The sequence below is a fragment of the Fimbriimonas ginsengisoli Gsoil 348 genome, from assembly GCF_000724625.1.
Classification (GTDB): Bacteria; Armatimonadota; Fimbriimonadia; order Fimbriimonadales; family Fimbriimonadaceae; genus Fimbriimonas; species Fimbriimonas ginsengisoli.
On the sequence record NZ_CP007139.1, the window covers coordinates 4,625,981 to 4,644,264 of the forward strand.

Genomic DNA, 18,284 nt, shown 5'->3' on the forward strand with positions numbered 1-18,284 from the left:
AGTGAAAGTTTCTAAACACAAAGGGAGCACCTAAGCAGAGAGATTGGGAGTGCCAATGACTTTCTTTATAAATGTAGAGTTTTCAGAAGCATCGTCAAGCCTTCGTAGACCACTGGACCGTGGACGGCAAGCCAAGTCCCTCCTGCAACTGTGCCCGCAACGGCATGTTTCCCAAGTTCCTTTGCAATCTCATCAGAGAATGCCTTCAATACGGATCTTACGCCTTCTTCCTTAGCAAGAGGCTCCGCACGTGCGGCCAACTCAAATTTTGAGGTTCCTTCCGCTGCAGCCTTAAGAAAGACTTCAAGTTCTTGCTGTTGATTAGCCTCAATGAGCGGGCTCAATTGATTCGCGAGTTCGAGTAGCTCTCTTGGTAGATTGCTTTGCACGCCGGTCTGAGCAATCGTGATGTCTCTTCCTTGAGCAATCGCGAGTTGACCGGAGTTGTGAATGTGCTGGACAATTAGTGGTGACAAATGAGCGGTAGATTTCTCCGGGGCAGCAATGAGATCCTCGATTTCGTCTAGGCCGCGTCGCGTTAAACCATACACTCCAATGGGGCGTTCCTCCAAGAGGCGTGCATCAGCAAGATAATTTAGCGCTTTCTCGATTTCATCTGGGTCAACTTCAAAACCTCGATAGATTTCCTCGTGCTGCCAAGGAACCCCGGTAGAGTCACTCAGATGTCCATCCACTATATCGTAAATTCGACGTAGCACTTCAGATCTGAGTCGGCGGCGGCGAACCACGTCTATCTTCATTCACCACCCTCACTTTGGGTTTGGACCCGCGCATCTTCGACGCAGTCGGCCAGCACCTGTCCTAGCAAAACATCGAGCTTCACTCTTTGATCGATTCGGTGCGGAGTTCTTCGATTGAGCTGTTTGCCAATCACCTCAGGCGCCTCGTAAACCACGGCAATAATGATTGAGACGGGTCTCCCGATTAACCTGTGCTCTGCGTACTGGAGCATGTCCAGAAGCTCCTTCACGTCCGGCAAAGTACTGTTGCCGTCTCCAGGGAACCAATTCTCAGATGGTGCATTGTGATCGGAAATCACCCCGACTGCGATACGCTTAACCATAATTCCTTGATATTCCATAGACGTTTGTATACCTCTCTGGACTAGACGATTTGGATCTGGTAGAGGATGCACGTTCGAAGCTGGTTCTTCCCCGGCCAAAGTCGGGTGCCCTCGGAGACCATCGGACAATGCTCAGAAGTCTCTTCCAGAATATTGAGGAGGAAATCGGCGGCTCGTTGCGCTTGTCCTGAAGCGACCACGAGCGTTTTCGGATCGCTCAGGATCTTTCGGAGCCAGCCTTGGAGAGCCTGCGGCATTCCCTACGAGCGAATTTTCGAGGAAGAAGCGCTCACCGAAAAAGTGGACGACAACGTGAAGGCCGTATTACATCCTCGCCGCTTACGGCCAGGCCGTCCGCCTCGGCAATCAGAATGCGTTCCACACGGATTTCCCAAAAGTCATCCGCACCCGCGCCACGCAACTAAATTCGGTAACCTCGTTCGACCCTTAGTCGCCTTGCATCAACTGATCCCGACCTCGCCCTGTTCCCTACGGCGCAACCGTGTAGTCGCAGGTTGGCTCGTACCTGCGCGACAACGCTCCAATGATCCACGCACTTTGTCAGAAAACGAAACGCTCTCGCGCAGGTACGAACCAACCTGCGGCTACAACGCTTCGCGTTAGAAATCGGTAAGTGCCTTCGTGTCCTTATTTCATACGCAGCGCAATTCTCGCCGGAAACCAGGCGGATCTGTGTCGGACTGCTTTTCGCCCATTCACGAGGGCAGTCGCTATGATGAAGTACGGATGACGAGGACGTATCGGTTGAATTTTTGGGCGTTGCTGGTGGCGCTGGCGGTGACCGCGGTTGGGCTTGGGATGGTTGCGATGCCCGCCGTGAAGCTCGCGACCGGGACGACGATGATGATTGGCAACGGCCGTTATCAGCCGGGTGTCCATCCGGTGTCGACGAGCGGACTTTGGGGTTCGTTGGCGATCGGGATTCCTATTACCTATCTCGGCGTCACCTCGATTCTCGCCTGGATGTTCCAGAGGATCATCACTTCTCAGGAAGGAATCCAGTACGTGAACCGCTTCGGGCGAGAAGAGATGCGGGAGAACTGGGCCGCATTCGAGAGCCTGCAACGAAGATCGAGTCCGAAGTCCGGGATCACCTACAAGGCCACCATCGCCGGCCGTACCCTGCCGATCACCAACCTCTACCGGAACTACGAAGAGCTAATCGAGGAAATCACCCTCAACGCCCCGCAAGTCGCCGGCATGCCTGGTTCCTAGAGGCGCTTCAATATATGTAGACATAATGATACGTATTTAAGGTATCCTGCGGTCTACGCTCCTGTGACAATGCAAACATTCGGCCCAAATAGCCCAACCCAGAAAAGTAAAAAACGTGGAACGAACCCAGAATTGAACCTAACGCGAACAAAAACGAACCCAGCCACAAGAGTTGACTCCGTGCTACCCGCGCCCCTACAGCGCGGCCAGTAGCCATACGGACCGCAGAGCTCCAGCTCTGCCCTCCCTACGGCGCAGCCGTGTAGCCGCAGGTTGGCTCGTACCTGCGCGAGAGCGTTTCGTCTCCGACCAAGGGTATGGATCGTTTGGGACGCAGGTACGAGCCAACCTGCGGCTACAACACTGCGCGTTAGGTGCGACGGAAGCGATAGACTTTCGGATAAGCATGTTCCTCGCCGCCCCGAATCTCTACCAGGTCTCCGCGTTCGACGCCCTTCGCCTTGGCCACTACGACGGCTCCTTCGAGGTGCGTAACCTCACCCGGCATGGCGACTTTGGGCTTGGAACGTTCAATGGCCTCGCGGGTGAAATGATCGTGTTGGGAGGCAAGGTCTACCAAGTCTCGGGATTTGGCGACGCAAAAATTCCGGATAAAGAGGTCAAGACGCCGTTCGCGTTCGTCACGGCGTTCAAACCGACGACCACGATCCGGGTCACGAAGCCGCTCACCCCGGCCGGGCTTCAGGCGCTGGTGGATAAGAACATGCCGGACGGCATCGTCGCCATCAGAATCACGGGCGAGTTTCAAGGGCTCCAAGCTCGCAGCTTCGCCGCTCAACCTAAGCCGTACCTCCCGTTCGCAAAGATCATGGACCGGCAGAGCCTCTTCCCATACGGGCAGATCCGAGGGGATTTCGTCGGGTTCCGGATGCCGAAGTCGGTAAGCGAGCACTACCTGAACGTCCCCGGCTACCACTTCCACTTCGTCAGCGCGAACCGCAAGCAAGGCGGCCATGTCCTGGGTTACGGGAGCATCCAATCGGGCACGATCCAGCTCATGCGGGTTTCCAAGATCGTTCGACGATAACTCTTAACAATCGAGCCGGTATCCTCGGGGAGATGAAGCGCCTCGCTACGCTCGCGCTCGCCTCCCTGGCCTGCGTCTCCCTCGCTCAACCCGCACCCCGAAAGCCAAAGCTGATTGTCATGATCAGCATCGACCAGTTCCGGGCCGACTACGTGACCCGGTTCGCGTCGAACTTCCTTCCCGCCCGATCCGGGGGCAAGGTCGGAGGCTTCCGGTTCCTTACCGAGTCCGGAGCTTGGTTCCGAGACGCTCACCACAACCACATCCCCACCGCGACCGGCCCTGGCCACGCGACTCTTCTAAGCGGTTCGGAGCCGGGGATCGACGGAATCGTCGGTAACGATTGGTTCGACCGGGCCACCGGAAAGCCGATGTACTGCGTGGACGACAAGTCGGTGGAGACGGTGGGCGGAACGAGCTCCCCGATGAGCCCAAGAAATCTCAAGACGACCACCTTGGGCGATGAGCTGAAGATGGCGACCAACGGCCGCGCCAAGGTCGTGAGCCTCGCGCTCAAGGACCGCGCCGCCATCCTTATGGCCGGCCACGCGGCGGATCAGGTGGTGTGGTTCGACAACAACACCGGCAACTGGGTGACCAGCACCTGGTACGCCCGGCAGCTCCCGGGCTGGGCGGAGGGGGTCAACCGAGACCGCCTCGTCGACAAGGCGTACGGTACTAGCTGGGAGCCGCTGCTCGATGCAAAGGCATACGACCTCGCCCGCAAAGCTCCGGCCGAAAAACCGGCGGCAAACGGCAAGCTCTTCTCTTGGCCGCTCGGTGTGGCTGGAGGCAAAGCCGACAAGGCTTACTGGGGCGCCCTCTGGACCTCCCACTGGGGGAACGAATTTGTAGAGCAGTCGGCTGAGCGAGCGCTCGATACCGAAAAACTGGGCCAACGCGACGTCTCCGACCTGCTGATCGTCGGCTTCTCGTCGAACGACTACATCGGCCACCGGTTCGGGCCGAACAGCCCGGAAGTGATGGACGCCACGGTGCGAACCGACCGGCTGTTAAGCCAGCTTTTCACCGCCATCGATCGTAAGGTCGGTCTCGACAACGCGGTCATCGTTCTCTCCGGCGACCACGGCGTGTTGCCAATTCCGGAGGAGGAATCGGGTGTCTACCGGTCGCCGTCGACTCGCTACCTCTCGAGCGTCGTAAAGCCGGTGCGCGAGGCGCTGAACGCGGCGTTCGGCGAAGGGGATTGGCTGCTGGGCGCGGGTATTTACGAGCAAAACCTGTACATCAACCGAGAGACGGCTGCCGCCAAGAAGGTCCGAATGGAAGACGTGGAGCGCGTGGCCGCCGAGGCGGCGATGAAGCAGCCGGGCGTTTTCCTCGCCCTCACCCGGACCCAGCTCCTGAACGGGCAGGTTCCCGCCTATCCGTTCATCTCACGCGTGGTCAACGGGTTCAGCCCAACGCTGGGAGGCGACGTCATGGTCGTCGAGGCGCCGGGGGCTTACTTCGGAGCCGGGACCGGCACCGGTCATGGCTCGGCCTGGGATTACGATTCGCACGTTCCGATCATCTTCCGCGGCGCAGGGATCTCGAGAGGGGTATTCACTCGCCGGGTGGCGACAGCCGACATCGCGCCGACTCTGGCGCATCTGCTCGGCATCGAGCTCCCGAGTGGGAACGTCGGGCGGGTTCTGGGCGAAGCGATTCGGTAGCGTTGCCGGCCGTGCGCCGGTATTGGTGCGTACCCCGCACCAATACCGGCATAGACACTATCTTTAGAGCGGGCGTTGTCGTTAGTGCAAAGACGATGTAATATAACCCCGAGGACCTGCCGTCGGATTCAATTCCTGGCCGGAGCCCAAGGACCTCCCATGAACTTCATACGTCCCTTCGCGCGGCGCTCCAGCGGCTTCACGCTTATCGAGCTGCTCGTCGTGATCGCCATTATCGCGATCCTCGCCGCAATCCTCTTCCCCGTTTTCGCCCAGGCCAAGGCCGCGGCAAAGAAAACGAGCTGCCTCAGCGACACGAAACAGTTGATCACCTCCGAGCTCATGTACATGGGCGACAACGACGACCAGATCCAGGAGCTCTATCCTGGCGGCTGCACAAACAATGCCGGCAACGTCGCGCCGTACACATGGATGGGAACGCTCCAGCCATATATCAAGAACATCGACATCTTCAACTGCCCTGCGGCCAGTAATAGAATGACGAAGCTCGACTTCGCCGCCCGGATCACGGTACCGATCGGAATGAATTCCTATCTGGGCTACTACTTCAACTATTACGACTACTTCGTCGTGGGTGGGGCCGGTGCATGCCCGAGCGCAGGAGAGGGAGATCCGCATCCCCGACCGGTAAGCGGTTCGGTCGTCGAGTACGCGGCGGAAACGGTATTGAACGCCGATGCTTGGAACAATAACTCCAAGACCGGTACCACCCCCCGCCCGGCTTACATCGATCCGGGTTACGGACTGGGCCGCCGATACGGCATTTCCGATCGGCATGACGGTCGAACGAACGTTAATCTGTTGGACGGGCACGCCAAGAATTTCAAGGCGTTCTCCCTGCTGAACCAGATGGCGATCAGTAGCTCCGGAAACGAGTACGTCATCATGACGAACTACAATGCGGCCAAAGTGATCTGGGACGTGGACGCTCCCAACCCCCACACCAAGCCCGGCCTCTATCCGAGCGATTGCTGCACTAACCCGTAATGACAGACAAAAAGAAGCTTGTCATCGTGGGCATCGTTGCGGTGCTCGCTATCATAGCGGCGGTCATTATGGGTGCGAAGTCGTCCTCCGGATCGAAAGAAACGGAGACCGACTTCCACGCCGTTCCCCCCAAAGGGATCGGCAAGCACGAACGCGAATAGCTTCCGCCTGTTCACACTCGAAGACATGGGCCTCGCCGCAAGGCAGGCCCCATTTTCATTAAGCGCCTTCCCGGGTGCGTAACTCGGTCAACCCGATGGTCGGTCCTCGAGACCTCAGGGCAACCCGACACAAATGGCTTCGACGACTTTCCTACCCTGCTCCAAGGATTTCATTGTCGGGGCAAGGATTTTGAAACTCATCCCGTCTGGGCGGCGGATAAGGTCGTAACCTTCGACAAACATGCCTTGGACCTGTTGAGGAGCGAGGAATCGCCGACCGTTCCAGTTTCCGATTTTCGCGATTTCGCCGATATTCTTGGGCAACCCGCCTCTCCCGGCTCGGGCGCCGGGCCGAAGCTCAGCGAACTGGGTCTTGTACCCCCCCTTACCGATGATAACGGTCACTCTCGCTCCCATCGGGGTGCTGAACCCGCCATCGGCATCCTTGGCCCAGGACGGCACCTTCACGGCGACCGGAGGAAGCGGTAAGGAGCCTCCGCCGGGTCCCGCGTTATAAGAGCGGACCTTGGAAACCCGCAATCCTTGCGCGGGACACGACGATAAGGAGACGACACAAAGGGCTAGGGCAGAGAAAATTCTCGAAGTAATCATTTGACAAAATTTCTGCAACCCTCGAGCTCGGCGCGATCGCCGAACTCGAGGGTTGCTTACTTGGGACCTACTTGCCGGCCAGTGCCGCTTCTCGAGCTTCCGCGGATTTATCCGCATCCGTCTCGTGGCCCCGCGCATGGGTCTGCGCGTTTTGAGCCGCAAGTTCCGCCGTCTTCATGGTATGGCCCGGTGACCCGGCCTGTACCGTTCCAACGACTTCCTGCTTATCGCCCGCCGACATTTTGACTGCCTGGAAGGCGACCAGAGCGACCGCGACCACTACGGTGGCGATCAAGAGCACCTTCTTAAGCGTATCGCTCATGTCTAGTGGAACGCCTCATCCCAGTGGACTTTATTCTTCGCCTTCGCAGCGATCGCTCCGTTGATGTCGGTTACCCATCGTCGGTCCATCAGCTGATGGCGGTCCATTCCCTTGGCGTGTCCGTCCGCGAACAGGTAGTTCGTGGTCTTTCCGCCCGTGTAGGCTCCGATGGACATCGCGTCGGTGCTGCAGCACCAGGCGTACGCGACATTGATCGTCTTCGGCCAAGCGGGGATGCCGCCCGAAAGCTCTACGTTATCGAACGCCCACGCTCGACCGTCGGCCCGGTATTGAACCAAGCCCGAATAGTACGACCAAGAAATGTACGCGGGGCTCAAGATCGCGGTGTCCGCCGGAGCGCCGATCTGGGTGGTCGAGAACGAACCGGTCGTACCGTTCCTCGGGGTGCCGTCGGAAAGTGCCCAGGCATGACCGAAGACTCCGAACGAGGTGACGCTGGGGCTCGCCGAGCCCTGGTTGATCCAGTTCGTCTGGCCGTTATAGCTCGGGATATAGCTGACGGCTCCGCCGGTCCAGCGATCTCCGCACTGATTCGTGCCGTCGCACCGCTCCATAGTGTCGTTCGGCGACTTCCAAATCTGGCGATTCTTCACGTACGGCTCGAGCTGCGAAACGATGCTCATCACCTGATGGCAGTCTCCCAGCGGGGTACCGGACGGAAGACCACATCCCCAGTTGCTGGCCCCTTCGCGAATCGTTGGCAAAACATCGTCTGAGTCGCCTACGTAGATGTTCATCGACGTGCCAATCTGCTTCAGATTAGACAGGTCCGCCGTCTTCTTCGCGGCGTCTTTTGCCTGGGCAAAGACCGGGAAGAGGATGGCCGCCAGGATGGCGATGATGGCAATGACCACCAAGAGTTCGATCAAGGTAAATCCCGACCGCTTGGAAATTAAATATGAATTTCGTGACATACGCAATTCCTTGAGTTCCCAATACCAATAAATTCGGGTATCGGCACCTATACAAGAGAATAATACAAATCGGGCCGCTTGGACGCAATGGAAATGCAGAAGGTTCGAGCGGATCTCGAAAATGGCGCTTTCGGCGGCGAAGAAACGTGCCGAGACCGATGAAATGGTCCGTCCACTAAAAAGGGAAATGGCGGCATGTAGGCATTTCGGACGGTTTTTGTCCATTTTCCGAAGTCGGGGAATGAATCCAGACATTTTTGGGTAGATTAAGAACATGACACCCGGAACCGGGGCGGTGAAGAGTTTTGCGGATCTCAAGAAAGGGATGCGCGCACAGGTAGTTCGCGTCACGCAGGAGTCCGCCGAAACCGTTCGACTGCAAGAGATGGGGCTAACCCCCGGCACCACGTTCCGCGTGGTAAAGGTCGCGCCGTTCGGCGATCCGATCGAGATCGAGCTGCGTGGCTACCGACTTTGCCTTCGAAAGCGCGAGACCGATTGCTTTGAGATCGAAGTCCTCGATTAGTCCAGATCCGTCGAAACCGGCCAACTCCTTGGAGCCGGTCTCCACTTCCCCCCTGGTCGCCCTCGTGGGCAACCCGAACGCAGGGAAAACCACCCTCTTTAACGCCCTTACCGGCTCTCATCAAAAGGTCGGCAACTACCCCGGCGTCACCGTCGAGCACGTCTCCGGAACGCTTAAGCTTGAAGAAGGAAGCGTCGAGTGTGTCGACGTTCCCGGCCTCTACTCTCTTCAAGCCGTTTCCGAGGACGAACGGGTCGCTCTCAAGGTGATCGAAGGCACGATGCCTGGGGTTCGGCGTCCCACGCTACTCGTCTGCGTCCTCGACGCCACCAATCTCGAGCGCAACCTCTACTTCTACCACCAGCTCGCCGACGCGGGTTACCCGATCCTCATCGCCCTGACGATGGTCGATCGACTGCGGACGAAGGGATCTGAGATCGACCTCGCCCGGCTCAGCAACCTACTCGGCGCCGAAGTGATTCCTTTGGTCGGACACAAAGAGAAGGGGTTAGAAGAGCTGCGCGACGCAATCTCGCGACACCTCGAAGACCCCCGGCCGCCGATCGTGGACGAGGCGACGGGCGACGCGGCGGAGCTGAAGGTAGCCGCCCTCAGCGAGCGGCTGGCGCGCCTCGGCCAATCGTCGACGCATGCGGAAGTTCGCCAAATGCTTCTCGACCCCACTGAGACCAGCGAGGCTTTTCTGGAAGGATTTCCCGAGGTTCGCGAGGCTTTTCGCGAAGCGCGAGAGCAGTTGGTGGCCAACCCGCGCCCTCCGGCCGAGGTTGCCAGCCGTTATCAGTGGGCGACCATGGTCCAACGCGCCGTGGTGCGAGAGGCCGACCGGCCGAAGCGAAGCCGCACCGACAAAATCGACGCCGTTCTGACCCACCGGGTCTTCGGCCTTGCGATCTTCGTCGGAATCATGTACCTCGTCTTCCTGTCGATTTACAGTTTCGCGACGCCATTCATGAACGGCATCGATGCCGGTTTCGGATGGATTAAGGGAGTGGTTTCTCCCCGTTTAGAATCGGTCCCGATTCTTCAGTCGTTGGTCGTCGACGGCATTATCGGCGGCGCGGGATCGATGCTGGTCTTCCTCCCCCAGATCCTCATCCTCTTCTTCTTCATCGCGTTGCTGGAGGGGACCGGGTATCTCGCTCGCGCCGCGTTCCTCATGGACCGGCTCCTCGGGTGGTGCGGGCTCAACGGTCGCGCCTTTATTCCGCTTCTCTCCAGCTTCGCCTGCGCCATCCCGGGGATCATGGCGGCGCGGGTGATGCCGGACCGCAATAGCCGTCTGGCGACGATCCTGGTGTCTCCGCTCATGTCTTGCAGCGCGCGGCTACCCGTCTACCTGCTGCTCATCGGAGCGTTCATCGAGCCGAAGCTGGGCGCGGCGTGGGCGGGATTCGTGCTGTTCGCGATGCACCTGCTCGGACTGTTCATCGCCATCCCGATCGTCTGGTTCCTGAACCGAAAGGTGATCAAGGGGAAGCGCCTCCCATTCTTGCTCGAGTTGCCGCCGTACCAGTGGCCGAAGTGGAAAGACGTCTGGATCGCGATGTACTTCCGAGCCAAGGTTTTCGTCAAGACCGCGGGCACGATCATCGTCTTCATGTCGATCCTGATTTGGGCGCTCTCCTACTTCCCACGTCTCTCCACCACCCAAGTCGCTCAAATCAGGCAAAGCTATGCCAGCGCCGACAAGGTCGAGATCCAAAAGCATATCGACGAAGAGCAGCTCGCCCAGTCGGTGCTCGGCCGCTTCGGAAAGGTGATCGAGCCGGTCTTCCGCCCCGCCGGGTTCGACTGGCGGATCACGACGTCGATTCTCTCCGCCTTCCCGGCGCGGGAAACGGTGGTGCCGTCGCTCGGGATCATCTTCTCGCTGGGCGGCGACGTCGACGAGAAGTCGACCGACCTGCGCAAGACGATGGCGGAGGCTACTTGGCCGGACGGACGCCCGCTCTTTACCCCTTGGACCGCCGTCGGCCTCATGGTCTTCTTCGCCCTCTGCGCGCAATGCATGGCCACCCTCGCCACCGTCCGTCGCGAGACGAATAGCTGGAAATGGCCTTGGTTCATGTTCACCTACATGACCGCCCTCGCTTACATCGCCGCAGTCCTAATCCACCAAGTCGGCCGTCTTTTTGGATCGCCGTAATCGGCAAGCGCAGTAAACTCTCCCGTTCCGATGAACGAAGAGCTTTCCCTCCGTGAAGTGCGCCTCGTCAAGCTCCAGCGAATGCGCGAGCTTGGCCACGACCCGTACCGGGTCGAAAAATGGGAGCGCACCCAGAGCGCCCACGAGATGTTGGAGACGTTCGAGGAGCAGAAACCGGTCAGCTTCGCCGGACGCGTCGTCTCCTACCGTCTCATGGGCAAAGCCGGCTTCGCCCATATTTCCGACGGCGACGGCCGGATCCAAGGTTATTTCAGAAAGGACGACCTCGGCGAAGTCGGCTGGGAGCTGTACAACCTGCTCGATGTGGGCGACCACATTGGCGTCAAGGGATACCTCTTCACGACCAAGACGGGTGAAAAGTCGATCCACGTCAGCGAGCTCCAACCGCTAAGCAAGGCGCTCCAGAACCTGCCGATCGGCAAGGAAAAGGACGGTCACGTCTTCTACGGTCTTACCGACGTCGATCAACGGTACCGCCACCGCCACCTCGATCTCCTGTCGAACGCCGACGCCCGCCGCACCCTGATCGACCGGATGCGGATCACCCGAGCGGTCCGTCACTACTTCGACTCCCATGGGTACCTCGAGGTGGAGACCCCGATCCTGCAGATCGAAGCGGGCGGCGCGACCGCTCGGCCGTTCCACACCCATTACAACGCGTACGAGACGGACGTCAAGCTCCGGATCTCGCTTGAGCTGTACCTGAAGCGGCTGATCTGCGGCGATCTGCCGCGGGTGTACGAGATCGGCCGCGTCTTCCGAAACGAGGGGGTCTCCCAACGGCACAACCCGGAGTTCACGCTCTTGGAGTTCTATGAGGCGTACGCCGACATGGAGACGATGATGCAGCGGGTGGAAGAGTGCTTCCGCTTCGTCGCCAACGAAGTGTACGGAAGCCCCCTCCTCGTCGATGCATCGTGCGATGAGGAGGGGGTTGGGGGTGGAGAAAAAAGATCCCTCGACTTCGGCAAGCCGTGGAAGCGGGTCAACCTCCTCCAAGAGATCGAGGGTCACACCGGGCTGACTCACGACGACCTCTCGTCCCTGGAGAAGGCTCAGAAGGCACTCGGCCACCGCGAGGTCGTTAATCCGGCCACGGGCAAGCGGATTAACGCGGACGACGAGAACAACCTTGGCGGACTGATCGAAAAGCTCCTGGAAGTCTTTGTCGAACCCACTCTCCAGGAGCCGACGTTCGTGGTCGGCTACCCGATCGAGACGTCGCCGCTGGCCAAGAAGGACCCGAACAACCCGCGGATGACGCAGCGGTTCGAGGGGTACATCCTAGGCAAAGAGGTGTGCAATGCCTTCTCCGAGATCAACGATCCGATCGACCAGCGCGAGCGGTTCGAGCAGCAGCTCGGGGAGCGCGCCAAGGGCGACGACGAGGCACATCCGATGGACGAAGAGTTCATCTACGCCCTCGAATGCGGTATGCCGCCGACCGGCGGCTGCGGTATCGGCATCGACCGGATGGCGATGATGCTCACGGGCAGCGACCACCTCCGAGAAGTCCTCCTCTTCCCCTTCATGCGGCCGACCGCCGAGTGACCGTAGTGCCGCCTTCCCAGGCGGCATCTTCTCAAGTGTCCCCCCGGCATCCTGCCGGGCCGTCGGAGCTATAAAGAACTGAACTGAAACCCGCGGTCGCGCAACCGCTGAACCAGGGTGGGCAGCGCCTCCACCGTCTCGCGGACTCCCGCGTGAAGCTGAATCTCACTCCCGGCCCGCACGGCGGACAAAACCCGCCTCAGGAGCTCAGAGGTTCCTGGCCGCGTATAGTCGTATGGATCGACCACCGGCGGCGGCTGCCCTAAGCCCATGATCTGCTCCGACCCCGGGGCTCGGTACAGGCGGAAATCGCGTCCCAAGGCGCGGCGAAAAGCCTCGTGGCAGCGGTCAAGCTGAGGGCTTGAAGCATCGTGAGACCATGAGTGGCATTGCACGGAATGTCCCTCCCTCAGCGCCCGGCGAAGCAGCTTCACATTCGCTTCGATTCGCGAGCCAAGGCAAAACAGGGTCGCTTTCACCCCGGTCGCGCGCAACGCGTCGAGCAGCTCTTCCCCGCCGTTCGCGGGTGGGAAGTCGTCGAAGGTGAGGTAGACCGTCCCCCCGCTCGCTTCATCTCCTCGCAAGGCCGATCTCACCGCGGCGAGTAAATCGTCGCGCCGCACGATTCCGGAAGAGGAGAACGAAACTCGGCCCGTACGGTCGACGACCACCGTCGTAGGAACCCGGTCGACTCCCACGTGGCGGGACCAAGCCGCGCCGGCATCGCGCCATAGCGGCAACCCGCCGTTGTTTCGCGCCACTTCCGCCCACCGGCCGTCGATGGAGACGGTTCGGATATCCACCGGCAACCCTCTCAAGGCCCCTTTGACCTCGACCAGCTTCGGCACTTGGGCCTTCCACGTGTCGCACCAGTAGGCACAGAACGAAAAGACCGTCACCCGGCCCGCTCTCCACTCGACCGCCTTGCCGGCCTGGTCCAGCAGCTTAGCCGCCTGCCATCGGTCTCCCGATTGCACCGACTGGCCGAAGGCGACTGACATGCTCGCCAGCAGAAGTGGCACGGGCAGCTTGCCCGTGGGTATCATGCGCGGCCCGCCCATGAGGCCGAAAGACGCTCAACGAGCTTCATCCACCGGTCGATATGGGATATTTCAGGCGCGGGCCACGCCTGATACCCACGGGCGAGCCGCCCGTGCCACGAACGATCGCTCACGGGTGGACCACCAGTTTCGTTGCTGCGGACTGGCCGCGCTGTTGGGGGCGGCGGAGGTATTCGGCGATGGCGGGGAGGGCGATCAGGTTGCCGTCCGATTCGGCCCGTAGATAGTAGCGGAAGAACGCGGGGGCGCCGGCGTTGACGAGGTGATGGATAACCACGCCGTCGCGAACGTCTTCTTGCACGTACCCGGTGTACTCTCCTTCAACAAACTCGAAACCGGCCGGGATCGGCTCGGTGATCCGCACGGCGTCAGAGCGGTCATCGCCCCACACCACCACGGTGCAGCGAACCGGCTCGCCGGGGCGGATCACTCGATCCACCTCCGACCAGACCCCGGCTTCGTTCTTCACTTCGTATCGGCGATTAACGCGCACTCCGGTGGCGTTTTCAACCAGAACGTTGCGGTAGTACCGCAAGGTAGCGTTAAACATCACCTCGCCGCCGCCGTCGCGGGCGAGCTTAATCGATTCAGTCGGCAAGGAATCGAGCGGCAAGTCGATGCTGGAACTTGCATCCACCGTCGAGGGTTTCAGGGCGACGCTTTTTCCGTTTACGATTGCGGTGACCGATCCGATCGAGGTTGCCGATGGATGGTTCTTTGCGTAAAGGCTCAGGGCGTAGGCGATGGTGGCGTCTTCGTCCATGGACCGGGACCATTCGTCTCGAGTGACGAGCCAAGTAACCAGGCGGTCCTGCAGATCGGCGTGAAGGCCCAGGCGAGATAAAACCAAAAGCAGCTCCGCCGTCGTTTCACCCTCCGAGGCGGTCCAACCCAGACCTTCGCCCACGGGTACGAAGGCGGCGCCGGGTCCGTCGGACACGAGCTTGGTTACTTCGCCAACGATGTTCTGCGCGCTGGCGCGGTCCGTAGGGGCGAGAGCCTCGGCCAATCGGAGGCGGGCATAGGGCGAGAGGTGAATACCGCGCTCGCTGACCTCGGCGATGCTGTCCTTGCCGTGCTCTTCGTTCAGCTCGACCATCGATGCCGCGAGCAGCGCCCGGTGTTCCCACAAAGGAGACCGGTCGTATTGCGCCCTTGCCCCATTCTTTGCGGCGTTCAACATCGCGGGAAATACCGAAACTCCGGCGTTCCTCGCAACCGAGATCGCATGGCCCACGCGAGCCGTGATCACCGGATCCGACGGGGCGTTGTCCCACCAGCCCCATCCGTCCGGATGCTCGGTGCGAGAGAGGAGGGCGAGCGCTTCCCTCGCATCGTCTTCATGGCCAACCCGACCCGCCGAGGCGACCGCGATCAGGCCGTTCGCCGCCGCCGGCGAGCCGTAACGTCCCGAACGTAGGACCCGTTCCGCGGTTTGCCTCATCGCCGGCGCTACCCCGGCAAAGACTCGGATCGAGAGGGTCGCGCCGTCACCCATGGCATCGCTCGGGAGCGGTAATTTGACGGTGGCGTCCTGCCTCATGGCGCCCGCCGCCTGCACGGTTTCTCGGACTCCCTGAGGCACGATCGGAACCGAGACCTGCAACGCATCTGAGAGATCCGCCGTCGGGCCGTTCGCCTTCGCGAGCAGAGTAAAGCGCCCACTTGCCGGCACTTTGGCGGCGTTCAGCCGCCATTTGACGGTCTGCTGAGAGCGGGGCTTCATCTCAACCGTCGTCGGCGTCCCGGGCGTGCCGATTCCATCCCCTTCGAGCGTCACCTGGGTCGACACCATGCCGTCACTGCGATTATTGACGGTCCCGATCAAGGTGAACTCGTCTCCTTGAGCAACCACTCTCGGCGTCGCCAACCGAAGCGTGAGCGGCCTGGTCGCGACGAAGCTACTGCGCCCGATTCCGACCTGAGTGTCGGCGGTTACGCCGCGAGCGGTCGCCCGCCAAGTGGTCAGGTTCCCCGGCACCTCGAATTCGGCCACGCCGACCCCGCCCGGGCCGGTGCTCACAAAAGCGTTCCAGTAAGCAGTGTCCTCGAATCGCTGGCGAACGGGAGCGACCGCGTTTGCCCGTTGATATGCGCCGCCCGAGACTTCTTCCGGGCAGGTCGAGGTGGTCGAGACGCCGTCTTCGCGCCGGCCCCAATAGAAGCCGTAAGGGTCGGCGGTCGTGTCCGGCGAGAGGGCATAGATCGCCTCGTCGACGACCGAAAGCGCGACCTCCGCCGGGATCGGATGCCCTTTGCTGTCGAGCGTACGCACCCTGATCCTCGCGTGATCGCCTGGTCTCAGCTCTTTTTGATCCGGAATGGTCTCGACGGTTATCTGCCGAGTGGGATCCGGAACCGGCAGCACCGCGCTTCCGGACTGAAGCCCCTGCTCACTCCATTGGTCGACCGTGACGTAGCCGTTCGGCGATTGCTCGACCGACGTATTGAATCTCCACGAACGCCCGGACGATCGACCGGGAAGGACGCGGTAGGCAAAGATGTCTCCGCCCTCCAGCACAAGAAGCGCCGGCCGGTTCGGACGATTGGTCGTCATGTACGCGGTGGCGGCTTGGCCTGGCACGTAAACCCTGCGGTCGAGCCTAAGGTCGATTTGGGGCTGGGGGTTCTCACGCGGCGCCTTGTAGTCCGGCCCCGCTACGTACACTTCAAGCGAGCTCTTCGCCTTGCGGCCCGTTCCATCTGGAGCAACTGCCTCGATCGACAGCGATCCTTCCGCCCGGGCTGGCAATTCGGTGACGAGTTTGCCGGTCGGGGGGACGGTGACCGTCCGGTCGGCCAGAAGCTTCTTCCGGAAACGCCCTTCCTTTTCGACCCACTCGGGCTCAAAGAGTCGCAGATCGACCTTTGCACCGATGGGCCGCCCGTCGAGATCGACGGCACGCACTTCAACCGGGATCAAGCCTCCAAGCGGCGTGACCGACTGTCCCGAGGTCAAACCGATGCGAATCGCGGCGGCATACACGGGAACGGAGGTGCCGCCGGTGACCTGCCGGCGAGATTCATCTTCGACGGTAATGCTTAGGTCGTACGACTGGTCTCCCGCCGCGGGATCGGATTCGATCTCGATCGTCGCCTTACCGTCGTTATCCGTTACCGTCTCACCCTCGCCGACGAACGGCGTGGTTGCGTAGGTATCGCTCGGGTACAGGTTTCCATCGCCACCGTAGAACCAACGCTCTTCGGCGCCCGCGGTGAAGAATGGGATCCTACTGCCGCGAACGGTCCAGCGCACGTGGGCTTGGGGGACCGGAGCACCGAAGTAGTAGGCGGAGCTCACCGTAAACTTCAGCGTCTGCCCGGCGAGATACCTCTTTGCGGCCGCCTGAGCTTCCACTTTGAACTCAGGCTTCCGGTAAGAGGCGACCGTAAAGGTTTCGAAAGCCTGCTGCCCGGCCGCATCGAGAACGATCGTGTAGGGGCCGGCCATTCCCTCTTCCGGAACCTTGAAAGACCCCGCGATGCTCCCCTGCGGGTTCGGCCGTATCCGGAATTGATCGAGCGGATTGTCCTTGGGGTCGCGAAGCGTGGCGACTACTTCCCCCTTGACAACCGGAACGTAGGAGCGCCCTTTTGTGAGGCGCAAGATCGCTTTGTAGTAAACGGTTTGCCCGGGCCGGTAAATCGGCCGATCGGTCTGGAAGTGAGCCCGCAGGTGGCCGTCCGGATCCTCGGCGCCACAATCGATTCCCGCCAGGTCGTCGCCCCGACGCACGACGAGCGTGTCGTTGCCCGGCTTCGCTTCAAAAATCGCAACTCCGTCTGTCCCCGTCCGCCCCCTTCCCCGAGGTTCGCCGTTCCGGCCGTACAGGGCGACCTCTGCGCCGGGCTGAACGGCGCCCGTTTTGAAGTCGGTCACCCAGGCGAGAACCCGTTTCGGCGACCGCTTGACCACCACGGCCAGGTTTGTGACGTTGACGACCGCCGTCGCTTCCTTCCCCGCTCCGCGAACCGAAAGAAGATAGACGCCGGGCTTGAGAAGTGGGAGGTTAACTTGCCGAGTGAAGTAGTGGTCGCCTCCTCCTCTCGCGCTCTTCGGGTCGGCAACCGTCACGTCCCAGCTCTTGACGGCGGGACCAATCGGCGCCGGACGGTCATGCTTCTTGTCGCGAACGCGCATCCAAGCCGATCCATCGACAGGTAGAGCGCTCACGTGCACCACCGGCACATTGCGCGTGTTCATGTTCAGGCGGACTTTCGGGCCGGGAGCGACATTTCGGGCTACCCACACGTTGATCTCGTGGCGGAGCTCTTTAACCGGGGCCGTAGCCTCGTCCCCTTGGCCGAGCACTCCCGCCAATAGTAAAGCGATTACCGCGCTCATCCTCGCCACCTCTCCGCAACCATTCTTTGTAACGTAACCGCCGACCCGACGGGAACTCCCGCCTTCTGGTACGCCCACTTGAGGCGAAGCGCCGGGTCCTTCCCCTCCCATGGGAGCACCACCCCTTTCTTACTTCCAGAGGAGAGGACTAGCCCATCCTCCGGGCGAATTCCGTGCGCATCGGAGATCGGCTCCAGCCGGTCGACGACGGTCACGGTGACTAGGAAGCCATTCAGGTCCTGCTCGCGGACGGGTCGGTAACGGGGGTCGTGAGCCGCCGCTCCCCGGGCCGTATCGACTAGTTCTTCCGCTAAGGTGGCCCGTCTGGGGGCCAAGCTTCCGCGGCAGCCGAGGATCTGTCCGTTCCGCTCGATGGTCACGAAGACCGGCGAGGCTCGCCCAAAGTCCCGCATCGGGGGCGGCGCTGCATGCCGCACCTCGGCCTGAACGATTTCGCGAGCGAATCGGACCAATCGGGGTCCGTCAACGTCGGAGTTATGAAAGAAAAGCGGCAAAAGCAAAAGGCACGGA

17 protein-coding genes are annotated in these 18,284 nt (G+C 60.8%); 8 read left to right on the top strand and 9 right to left on the bottom strand.

Translation table 11 applies throughout. The annotated features are described in order from the left end of the window. Window positions 1-65: 65 nt before the first annotated feature. From OP10G_RS20790 to OP10G_RS20800, 3 genes are read right to left on the bottom strand one after another with little or no spacing between them, the layout of a single operon-like run. On the bottom strand, window positions 66-761 hold the full coding sequence (locus tag OP10G_RS20790) for a hypothetical protein (RefSeq protein ID WP_025228509.1): 696 nt from the start codon (window positions 759-761) through the stop codon (window positions 66-68). Next, window positions 758-1,102 (bottom strand): hypothetical protein, encoded by a 345-nt coding sequence (locus OP10G_RS20795; protein WP_025228508.1) that lies wholly within the window; start codon window positions 1,100-1,102, stop codon window positions 758-760. The genes OP10G_RS20790 and OP10G_RS20795 overlap by 4 nt, the downstream gene beginning before the upstream one ends. A gap of 23 nt (window positions 1,103-1,125) precedes the next feature. Further along, window positions 1,126-1,341, bottom strand: a complete 216-nt coding sequence (locus OP10G_RS20800) for a hypothetical protein (protein WP_025228507.1) — start codon at window positions 1,339-1,341, stop codon at window positions 1,126-1,128. A 490-nt stretch (window positions 1,342-1,831) separates the two neighbouring features. Between OP10G_RS20800 and OP10G_RS20805 the strand changes: the two genes are divergently transcribed. The 5 genes from OP10G_RS20805 to OP10G_RS27055 all read left to right on the top strand — a co-directional run bounded on the left by OP10G_RS20805 (window position 1,832) and on the right by OP10G_RS27055 (window position 6,213). Next, on the top strand, window positions 1,832-2,320 hold the full coding sequence (locus OP10G_RS20805) for a hypothetical protein (protein ID WP_025228506.1): 489 nt from the start codon (window positions 1,832-1,834) through the stop codon (window positions 2,318-2,320). A 406-nt stretch (window positions 2,321-2,726) separates the two neighbouring features. Next, the gene (locus tag OP10G_RS20810) at window positions 2,727-3,368 is read left to right on the top strand and encodes an acetolactate decarboxylase (RefSeq protein WP_025228505.1); all 642 of its coding nucleotides are present in this window, start codon (window positions 2,727-2,729) and stop codon (window positions 3,366-3,368) included. 32 nt (window positions 3,369-3,400) lie between these two features. Continuing rightward, window positions 3,401-5,044 (top strand): alkaline phosphatase family protein, encoded by a 1,644-nt coding sequence (locus OP10G_RS20815; protein ID WP_025228504.1) that lies wholly within the window; start codon window positions 3,401-3,403, stop codon window positions 5,042-5,044. A 159-nt stretch (window positions 5,045-5,203) separates the two neighbouring features. Then, window positions 5,204-6,052 (top strand): prepilin-type N-terminal cleavage/methylation domain-containing protein, encoded by an 849-nt coding sequence (locus OP10G_RS25235; protein WP_025228503.1) that lies wholly within the window; start codon window positions 5,204-5,206, stop codon window positions 6,050-6,052. Further along, complete coding sequence (locus tag OP10G_RS27055) at window positions 6,052-6,213, top strand: hypothetical protein (protein ID WP_158409312.1); 162 nt, start codon at window positions 6,052-6,054, stop codon at window positions 6,211-6,213. Before OP10G_RS25235 ends, OP10G_RS27055 begins: the two co-directional genes overlap by 1 nt. 114 nt (window positions 6,214-6,327) lie before the next feature. Here the strand turns inward: OP10G_RS27055 and OP10G_RS20825 are convergent, their stop codons facing one another. The 3 genes from OP10G_RS20825 to OP10G_RS25240 form a co-directional block, all read right to left on the bottom strand. Continuing rightward, on the bottom strand, window positions 6,328-6,825 hold the full coding sequence (locus OP10G_RS20825; RefSeq protein WP_144241283.1) for a hypothetical protein: 498 nt from the start codon (window positions 6,823-6,825) through the stop codon (window positions 6,328-6,330). Window positions 6,826-6,892: 67 nt separating this feature from the next. Next, window positions 6,893-7,147: a hypothetical protein gene (locus OP10G_RS20830; RefSeq protein ID WP_025228501.1), complete on the bottom strand. Its 255-nt coding sequence runs from the start codon at window positions 7,145-7,147 to the stop codon at window positions 6,893-6,895. 2 nt (window positions 7,148-7,149) lie between these two features. After that, on the bottom strand, window positions 7,150-8,082 hold the full coding sequence (locus OP10G_RS25240) for a type II secretion system protein (protein WP_144241284.1): 933 nt from the start codon (window positions 8,080-8,082) through the stop codon (window positions 7,150-7,152). A 274-nt stretch (window positions 8,083-8,356) separates the two neighbouring features. On the opposite strand from OP10G_RS25240, the gene OP10G_RS20840 reads away from it, so the two are divergent. The 3 genes from OP10G_RS20840 to lysS are packed head-to-tail and all read left to right on the top strand — an operon-like array spanning window position 8,357 to window position 12,347. Next, complete coding sequence (locus tag OP10G_RS20840) at window positions 8,357-8,608, top strand: FeoA family protein (RefSeq protein ID WP_038473504.1); 252 nt, start codon at window positions 8,357-8,359, stop codon at window positions 8,606-8,608. Further along, complete coding sequence (gene feoB / locus OP10G_RS20845; protein WP_158409313.1) at window positions 8,586-10,775, top strand: ferrous iron transport protein B; 2,190 nt, start codon at window positions 8,586-8,588, stop codon at window positions 10,773-10,775. The genes OP10G_RS20840 and feoB overlap by 23 nt, the downstream gene beginning before the upstream one ends. A gap of 30 nt (window positions 10,776-10,805) precedes the next feature. Next, entirely contained in the window at window positions 10,806-12,347 is a 1,542-nt protein-coding gene (gene lysS / locus OP10G_RS20850) for a lysine--tRNA ligase (protein WP_025228497.1), read from the top strand. A 68-nt stretch (window positions 12,348-12,415) separates the two neighbouring features. Here lysS and OP10G_RS20855 read toward each other — a convergent pair whose 3' ends face one another. From OP10G_RS20855 to OP10G_RS20865, 3 genes are all read right to left on the bottom strand, one after another. Beyond that, window positions 12,416-13,348, bottom strand: coding sequence for a polysaccharide deacetylase family protein (locus OP10G_RS20855; RefSeq protein ID WP_158409314.1), 933 nt, complete (start codon window positions 13,346-13,348; stop codon window positions 12,416-12,418). Window positions 13,349-13,517: 169 nt separating this feature from the next. After that, window positions 13,518-17,753 carry an alpha-2-macroglobulin family protein gene (locus OP10G_RS20860; protein ID WP_025228495.1) on the bottom strand — a complete coding sequence of 1,412 codons (4,236 nt, stop codon included), beginning with the start codon at window positions 17,751-17,753 and terminating at the stop codon, window positions 13,518-13,520. Then, complete coding sequence (locus tag OP10G_RS20865) at window positions 17,750-18,226, bottom strand: AMMECR1 domain-containing protein (RefSeq protein WP_227624996.1); 477 nt, start codon at window positions 18,224-18,226, stop codon at window positions 17,750-17,752. The genes OP10G_RS20860 and OP10G_RS20865 overlap by 4 nt, the downstream gene beginning before the upstream one ends. Window positions 18,227-18,284 lie beyond the last annotated feature (58 nt).

Excerpts from the sequence above, each read along its gene's own strand:
- OP10G_RS20825 (WP_144241283.1), bottom strand. The coding sequence starts at position 6,825 with ATGATTACTTCGAGAATTTTCTCTGCCCTAGCCCTTTGTGTCGTCTCC.
- OP10G_RS20815 (WP_025228504.1), top strand. The coding sequence starts at position 3,401 with ATGAAGCGCCTCGCTACGCTCGCGCTCGCCTCCCTGGCCTGCGTCTCC.
- OP10G_RS20860 (WP_025228495.1), bottom strand. The coding sequence starts at position 17,753 with ATGAGCGCGGTAATCGCTTTACTATTGGCGGGAGTGCTCGGCCAAGGG.
- OP10G_RS20810 (WP_025228505.1), top strand. The coding sequence starts at position 2,727 with ATGTTCCTCGCCGCCCCGAATCTCTACCAGGTCTCCGCGTTCGACGCC.
- OP10G_RS20840 (WP_038473504.1), top strand. The coding sequence starts at position 8,357 with ATGACACCCGGAACCGGGGCGGTGAAGAGTTTTGCGGATCTCAAGAAA.
- OP10G_RS20830 (WP_025228501.1), bottom strand. The coding sequence starts at position 7,147 with ATGAGCGATACGCTTAAGAAGGTGCTCTTGATCGCCACCGTAGTGGTC.
- lysS (WP_025228497.1), top strand. The coding sequence starts at position 10,806 with ATGAACGAAGAGCTTTCCCTCCGTGAAGTGCGCCTCGTCAAGCTCCAG.
- OP10G_RS25240 (WP_144241284.1), bottom strand. The coding sequence starts at position 8,082 with ATGTCACGAAATTCATATTTAATTTCCAAGCGGTCGGGATTTACCTTG.
- OP10G_RS20800 (WP_025228507.1), bottom strand. The coding sequence starts at position 1,341 with ATGCCGCAGGCTCTCCAAGGCTGGCTCCGAAAGATCCTGAGCGATCCG.
- OP10G_RS20805 (WP_025228506.1), top strand. The coding sequence starts at position 1,832 with ATGACGAGGACGTATCGGTTGAATTTTTGGGCGTTGCTGGTGGCGCTG.
- OP10G_RS20795 (WP_025228508.1), bottom strand. The coding sequence starts at position 1,102 with ATGGAATATCAAGGAATTATGGTTAAGCGTATCGCAGTCGGGGTGATT.
- OP10G_RS27055 (WP_158409312.1), top strand. The coding sequence starts at position 6,052 with ATGACAGACAAAAAGAAGCTTGTCATCGTGGGCATCGTTGCGGTGCTC.
- OP10G_RS25235 (WP_025228503.1), top strand. The coding sequence starts at position 5,204 with ATGAACTTCATACGTCCCTTCGCGCGGCGCTCCAGCGGCTTCACGCTT.
- OP10G_RS20790 (WP_025228509.1), bottom strand. The coding sequence starts at position 761 with ATGAAGATAGACGTGGTTCGCCGCCGCCGACTCAGATCTGAAGTGCTA.
- OP10G_RS20855 (WP_158409314.1), bottom strand. The coding sequence starts at position 13,348 with ATGTCAGTCGCCTTCGGCCAGTCGGTGCAATCGGGAGACCGATGGCAG.